General features: G+C 66.5%; 5 protein-coding genes. 1 reads left to right on the forward strand and 4 read right to left on the reverse strand.

All coding sequences use genetic code 11. The annotated features are described in order from the left end of the window. Positions 1-80: 80 nt before the first annotated feature. The 4 genes from SGR02S_RS11730 to SGR02S_RS11745 all read right to left on the reverse strand — a co-directional run bounded on the left by SGR02S_RS11730 (position 81) and on the right by SGR02S_RS11745 (position 5201). On the reverse strand, positions 81-1373 hold the full coding sequence (locus SGR02S_RS11730) for an acyl-CoA dehydrogenase family protein (RefSeq protein ID WP_067109747.1): 1293 nt from the start codon (positions 1371-1373) through the stop codon (positions 81-83). Between the two features lie 113 nt (positions 1374-1486). Further along, complete coding sequence (locus SGR02S_RS11735) at positions 1487-2926, reverse strand: MFS transporter (protein ID WP_067109750.1); 1440 nt, start codon at positions 2924-2926, stop codon at positions 1487-1489. Beyond that, a complete protein-coding gene (locus SGR02S_RS11740) occupies positions 2923-4347 on the reverse strand; it encodes an MFS transporter (protein WP_255211459.1) in 1425 nt (474 codons plus the stop codon). Before SGR02S_RS11740 ends, SGR02S_RS11735 begins: the two co-directional genes overlap by 4 nt. Further along, entirely contained in the window at positions 4344-5201 is an 858-nt protein-coding gene (locus SGR02S_RS11745; RefSeq protein WP_067109753.1) for an SDR family NAD(P)-dependent oxidoreductase, read from the reverse strand. Before SGR02S_RS11745 ends, SGR02S_RS11740 begins: the two co-directional genes overlap by 4 nt. 176 nt (positions 5202-5377) lie before the next feature. On the opposite strand from SGR02S_RS11745, the gene SGR02S_RS11750 reads away from it, so the two are divergent. Then, positions 5378-6559, forward strand: a complete 1182-nt coding sequence (locus tag SGR02S_RS11750; protein ID WP_067109766.1) for an acyl-CoA dehydrogenase family protein — start codon at positions 5378-5380, stop codon at positions 6557-6559. Positions 6560-6648 lie beyond the last annotated feature (89 nt).

Here is a 6648-nt window from a genome sequence, read left to right on the forward strand (position 1 = left end):
TCGAAGCACCGTTCTTCCTTCTCATGTCGTCAAAAGAAAAGAACGGCCCTTCGACAGGCTCAGGGCGAACGGTTCAAGATTTAACGCGAAACCCCGACGTCGCCCGACGAAAAGCCCGGATCGTTCAGCGCCGCCGAATGCTTGGCAAGCTCGATGCGGGCGATGGCGCGCGCGTGAACCTCGTCGGGCCCGTCGGCCAGCCGCAGCGTGCGCTGCCCGGAATACATCTTGGCGAGGCCGAAATCCTCGCTGACGCCGCCGCCGCCATGCGCCTGGATCGCGTCGTCGATGATCTGCAGCGCCATCGACGGCGCCTGCACCTTGATCATCGCGATCTCGGCCGCCGCCGACTTGTTGCCGACCTTGTCCATCATGTCGGCCGCCTTCAGGCACAGGAGGCGCGTCATCTCGATGTCGATGCGCGCGCGTGCGATGCGCTGTTCCCAGATGCTGTGCTCGGCGATCGTCTTGCCGAAGGCGACGCGCGACTGGAGCCGCCGGCACATCTTCTCCAGCGCTTCCTCGGCGACGCCGATCGTGCGCATGCAGTGATGGATGCGCCCCGGCCCGAGCCGGCCCTGCGCGATCTCGAACCCACGGCCCTCGCCCAGCAGCATCGCATCCTCGGCGTTGACGCGCACGTCCTTCAGTTCGATTTCCATATGGCCGTGCGGGGCGTCGTCATAGCCGAAGACGGGCAGGTGGCGGATGATGTTGATGCCCGGCGCGTCCATCGGCACCGCCAGCATCGACTGCTGCTGGTGGCGCTTGGCGCCGAAGTCGGTCTTGCCCATCACGATCGCGACCTTACAGCGCGGATCGCCCGCGCCCGACGACCACCATTTGGTGCCGTTGATCACATAATCGTCGCCGTCGCGCTCGATCCGCGTCTCGATATTGGTCGCATCGGACGAGGCGACCTGCGGCTCGGTCATCAAAAAGGCCGAACGGATTTCGCCGTTCATCAGCGGCTTCAGCCATTTTTCCTTCTGAGCGGCGGTGCCGTAGCGATGGAACACCTCCATGTTGCCGGTGTCGGGCGCCGAACAGTTGAACACCTCGCTCGCGAAGCCGACGCGGCCCATCTCCTCGGCGCACAGCGCATATTCGAGGTTGGTGAGGCCGGGACCCTCGAACTCGAACGTCTCGTCGACATGATGATGCGCGTCGCTGCGCGGCGGCATGAACAGGTTCCAGATGCCTGCAGCCTTCGCCTCGGCCTTCAGGTCCTCGACGATCTGGATCACCTTCCAGCGATCGCCCGCCGCATCCTGCTCCTTGTAGGTCGGGACCGCGGGCCGCACCTTGCGTTCGATGAATTCGCGCACCCGGCCCTGCCAGTGCTTCTGCCGATCGGTGAGGTCGAAATCCATCGCAGCTTCCTTTCCCTTTACGTTCACGTAAGCCTATGGGCCGATTCGCCCCCCTTTGCCAAGTCCCGCGGCGCAGAAAATTGCCCGAAGCGCAAAGCGCGCGCAATCTTCCGCTACGGTGTCGGCCCCTCGCGTCTGGTCGAGGCGAGGGCGGCGAGGCGGGCCTCGTGGCCGGCCCGGTCGATCGTATAGCGGCGCAGCAGCAGCGCGGCGATGATGGAGATCAAAACCATCGCGCCCGTGAAGGCCCACGCCAGCGCGGTGGCGGTGCCGGGCGCCAGATCCTCGGGCCGGACGCGGTCGCCGAGCCCGGCGAAGACGACGAGTTCGCCGACCAGGAAGATGCCGAGCGCCTGGCCGAATTTCTGGGTCATCAGATAGCCGGCGAAGAAGACCCCCTCGATCCGCGTCCCGTGCTCGACCTCGTGCGCCTCGACGATCTCGGCGACCATCGACGAGGCGGAGATCGTCGCGACGACGAAACCGAGCAGCGACACGGTCATGAAGACCAGCAGCAGGATCATCGACGGCCAGCCGCCCAGTTCGGCCCACCAGCCGAGGTTGCGCGCGGCATAGGGCAGGAATCCAACCGCGCCGCTGAACAGGATCGCGCCGACCGCGGTGTCGCGCTTGCCGAAGCGGCGGTGCGCGCGGCCGACCGCGAAGAAGGCGCCGAACACCGCGATGGCGAGCCCGGCCGGATACCAGGCGAGCTGCGCGTCGCTGAGCTGCCAGACATAAAGCATCATGTAATTGACCGACGCGATCATCGTCGCATAGCCGGTGACGAGGAACAGCGCCCCGCTCGTCAGCGCCAGGAAGGCGGGATTGCGGAAGGCGAGCGCGATGTCGGCGAGCATCGCGAGCCCGTGGCGCTGCACCGGCGGACGCGGCGGCAGCGTCATGATCCGCCGATGCTGCCCGGCCGCCGAACCCAGCGTCGAGACGAGGATCAGCACCGCGCCGAACAGCCCGAAGGCGGCGTAGCCCGACGGATCGAGCAGGCCGTTCTGGCCCGGATCGTCCGATTTCAGGAAATAGCCATAGGCGAGCGCGGTCGCGAGCAGTCCGCCGAGCCAGCCGAACAGGAAGCGATAGCGCATCAGCGCGGTGCGCTCGTCATAGTCGTGGGTCAGCTCGGCGACCAGCGAGATCGACGGAATCTCGCACGCCGACACCAGGATGCGCACCGCGATCAGGTTGAGCGCGAGGCCCAGCGTCGAGTGGGTCGCGATGTCGGGCGACAGCCACAGCAGCGTCCAGGCGATCGCCATCGGCACCGCGGCGCCATAGAGCCACGGCAGCCGCCGCCCCAGCCGCGTGCGCGTCGCGTCGGTCAGGCGGCCTATCAGCGGGTCGGCGAGCCCGTCGACGAACATCGCGCCGATCAGCACCATCGACACGATGCGCGGGTCGAAGCCGAGCACCTGGTTGTAATAGATCATGAAGAAGGTGGTGAGACCCGCCTCCTTCACCCCCAGCGCGACGCTGCCCAGCCCGTGCGCGAGCTTGATCCGCGTCGGCAGCAGGCCCGCGGGCGGCGCGGCGGTCATCGCTGCTCCTCTGCCGCCGCCTGCGCGCCCGCCAGCGCCGCGACGCGCGCCTCATGGTCGGCGCGGTCGATCGGATAATAGCGGAAGATCAGCGAGGAGACGACCGCGAACAGGATCACCAGCACGCAGTAATAGAGCGAGAAATCGTCGATCACCGCCTCGGGAACCTTGGCCGGGTCGGCCTTTTCGGGGATGCCCGCGATATCGACGAGCAGCCCGGTGACGAAGATGCCGAGCCCGGTCGCGCATTTCTGCATGAAGAAATTGCCGGCGAAGAAGGTGCCCTCGCTGCGCCGCCCGGTCTCGACCTCCGACGCCTCGACGATGTCGGCGATCATCGACCCGCCGGAGATCATCACCGCGACGCTGAACAGGTTGGCGAGGAAGAAGAAGACGAACAGGCCGGCGGTCGAGGCGGTGCTGCCCTCGACCGGCCAGGCGCCGAAATGGCGCAGCAGGAACGGCGTGACCCAGAAGGCCATGCCGATCAGCCCGCCGGCGATCGCGGTCGCGCGCTTGCCGAAGCGACGGTGCGCCGGGCCGACGAGCAGGAAGGTGCCGACGACGCTCGCGAACAGCACCCACGGATAGAGCATGAAGGCGCCGGGCGAGAAGCGCCAGATGAAGATATAGAGATAGTTGGAGATGGAGAAGGTCACCCCCTGGCTCGTATAGGCGATCGCCCCCGCCGCGAGCAGAACGAGGAAGGCCGGATGGCTCAGCGCCTCGCGAATCTCGCGAAAGGCGGTGCCGATGCGCAGCGCCGACGGCTTGCGTTCGGGCCAGCGCGCCGCCCAGCGATGCTGCCCGGCGGCGGAGACCAGCACCGTCGCCGCCATCAGCAGCCCGCCGAACAGCCCATATTGATAATAGCCCTCGACCTGCAGCAGCGACTTGGCGAGAAAGACGTCATAGGCGAGGAAGAGCATCAGCAGCCCGCCCGCCCAGCCGAACAGGAAGCGATAGCGCATCAGCGTCGTCCGCTCGTCGTAATCGCGCGTCAGTTCGGGAAGCAGCGCGACCGACGGCACCTCGCAGCACGACACCAGGCTGCGCACGATCATCGCGACGATGACGAGGTGCCAGAAGCCGGGCGCGGCGTCGGCGTCCGGCGTCCACAGCGCGAACCAGACGAAGGCGAGCGGGATCGGCGCCAGATAGAGCCACGGCAGCCGCCGGCCCCAGCGCGTGTGCGTCTGGTCGGACAAATAGCCGATCACCGGATCGACGAAGGCGTCGAGCACGAGCGCGAGCATCAGCGCGAGGCTGACCAGCTTCGCGTCCATCCCCAGCACCTGATTGTAGAAAAGCAGCAGGAAGGTCGAGAAACCGTTGTCCTTCACGCCATAGGCGATGCTGCCGAGGCCGTGATAGAGTTTGAGGCGCAGCGGCAGCCGCGCCTCCGCCGCGGCGGCGGTCACGCGGCCGCCCCGGCCTTCGCCGCTTCCTCCATCGCCGTCAGCGCGTCGAACATCCCCGGTTCATTGGGGTCCCAGGCATGGCGCTGGCCGATCGTCAGCCCGCCGTCGACCAGCATGTGGGTGCCGGTCATGAAGCCCGCGTCTTCGCTCGCCAGATAGGCGACCGCATTGGCGATGTCCTCGGGCTGGCCGCCGCGCGCGACGGGCTGCGCGTGCGCGCTCATGTCGGCGATGATCGCCTTCGCGGCGTCCTTGCTCGCTTCGGGCACTTCGAGCGATTCGGTGAAGATGTTGGTGTTGATGAAGCCGGGGCAGATCGCGTTGACGCGGATGCCATATTGCGCGAGGTCGGTCGCCGCGACCTTGGTCAGGTGCAGCACCCCCGCCTTCGCCACGGCATAGGCGGTCGGCGAATAGCCGGCGCCCAGCGCCGCGACGCTCGCGGTGTTGACGATGCTCGCGCCTTTCCGCCCCTTCATATGCGGGCTGGCGTAGCGGATGCCCATCGCGACCGATTTCAGCAGAAGGTCCATCGTGCGGTCCCAGCCTTCGGGCGTGATCTCGTCGATCGGGGCGCGGTCGCCGCCCGCGCCGGCGTTGTTGAAGACGATGTCGATGCCGCCGCCCTTCGCGGCCGCGGCGTTCATCAGCGCCTCGATGTCGGCCGGCTGCGTCACGTCGCAGCGGATGAAATCGATCCGGCCGTTCGAGGCGGCGGCGAGCGCCTGCCCGCCGGCTTCGTCGATGTCGGCGGCGAAGACGTGGGCCCCTTCGCTCGCCAGTTTCAGAACGGCGGCCTTGCCGATGCCCGATGCCGCGCCGGTGACGACGGCGACCTTACCTGCGAATCGCATGATTGTCTGCTCTCCCGTTTTCTTTTGCCACCCAGCTTAGGCGCACGGGAAGGCGCGTCAACGGCTCGCAAACCGACGCTACGGCGCCGTAGCGGCAGCTTGGCGCATCCAAGTTGACGCTTGCGTAAACTTGCCGAGTCCTACTAGTTTGCGCGGCAGAAGAGGAGCCTGTGAAGATGAGCGATCCGGACGCTTTCCGCGCCGAGGTGCGTGCCTGGCTGGAAGCCAATTGCCCCCCCGAAATGCGCGAGCCCGTGCGCGACGAGGACGACGTCTGCTGGGGCGGACGCAAGTTCGTGTTCAAGAACGCGGCGCAGAAACAGTGGCTCGAAGCGTGCGTCGCGAGGGGCTATACCGTTCCCGACTGGCCGAAGGAATATGGCGGCGCCGGCCTCAGCCCCGAAGAAACGAAGATCCTGCGTCAGGAAATGAAGCGCATCCACGCGCGCTCGCCGCTCGACAGCTTTGGCATCTGGATGCTCGGCCCGGCGCTGCTCAAGTTCGGGACCGAGGAGCAGAAGGTCCATTATCTGAACCAGATCGCGCGCGGCGAAATCCGCTGGTGTCAGGGCTATTCGGAACCGGGTTCGGGCAGCGACCTCGTGTCCCTGCAAACCTTCGGCGAAGACAAGGGCGATCACTGGGTCGTCAACGGCAGCAAGATCTGGACCAGCTACGCCGACAAGGCCGACTGGATCTTCTGCCTCGTCCGCACCGACAAGGCGAACAAATATCAGGGCATCACCTTCATGCTCTTCGACATGGAGAGCCCCGGCGTCACGACCAAGCCCATCCTGCTGATCAGCGGCAACAGCCCCTTCTGCGAAACCTTCTTCGACGATGTGAAGGTGCCGAAGACGCAGTTCGTCGGTGAGGTGGGCCGCGGCTGGGACGTCGCCAAATATCTGCTCGGCCACGAACGCGAGATGATCTCGGGCGGCGGCGCGGGCGGCGACATGGTCAGCATCGGCGGCGCCTTCGCGAAGGCGATCGGCCGGAACGAGCAGGGCGAGCTCGACGACCCGATCCTGCGCGCCGAAATGGCGGCGTTCGACGTCGACGTCTTTGCCTATCGCGCGATGGGCGAGCGGTTCATGGACATGTGGAAGACCGGCCGCGCACATCCCGCGTCGTCGAACATGATGAAATATGTCGGGACCGAGCTCAACAAGCGCCGCCACGAACTGGTGATGGCGGGCGGCGGCAGCGAGGCGCTCGAATGGGATAGCGAGGACAGCAAGGGCGGCGCGCGCGCGCGCACCTGGCTGCGCACCAAGGCCAATTCGATCGAGGGCGGGACGAGCGAGGTCATGCTCAACGTCATCGCCAAGCGCATCCTGGATCTGCCGGGGGCGTGAAAATAGCTCTCTCCCCTTCAGGGGAGAGGGTTGGGAGAGGGGGACGCACCCCACTTCCGTTGGTGTTTTTCAGAGGGCCGGGGCGACTT

It is taken from the genome of Sphingopyxis granuli NBRC 100800 (assembly GCF_001591045.1).
In the GTDB taxonomy this organism is placed as follows: Bacteria; Pseudomonadota; Alphaproteobacteria; order Sphingomonadales; family Sphingomonadaceae; genus Sphingopyxis; species Sphingopyxis granuli.